Origin of the sequence: Alicyclobacillus suci (assembly GCF_017329615.1) — a bacterium.
Classification (GTDB): Bacteria; Bacillota; Bacilli; order Alicyclobacillales; family Alicyclobacillaceae; genus Alicyclobacillus; species Alicyclobacillus suci.
Genome location: NZ_JAFMTW010000258.1, coordinates 1 through 232, shown reverse-complemented (window position 1 = coordinate 232; position 232 = coordinate 1). Strand labels below are relative to the sequence as shown.

Below are 232 nucleotides of genomic sequence, written 5' to 3'. Positions count from 1 at the left end.
TGGTCCTCCCAGATTCCCACGGGATTCCTCGTGTCCCGCAGTACTTGGGGTCTGTTGCACATTCCACATTCCGTTTCGGATACCGGGCTCTCACCGTCTATGGCCGGCCTTCCCATGCCGTTCTCCTACGGATTGCTTCCTGCTGGCTCCCTGCAGGTTGCCCCCAACAGCCCCTCGACCCCGCATGCGCATCGACTGCAGTCTGTACCACGCATCCGGTTTAGGCTTCTCC

At 60.8% G+C, this 232-nt stretch carries 1 rRNA gene; it reads right to left on the bottom strand.

From position 1 onward, the window contains the following. Nucleotides 1-232, bottom strand: a 23S ribosomal RNA gene (locus J3482_RS20640); the annotation flags it as partial.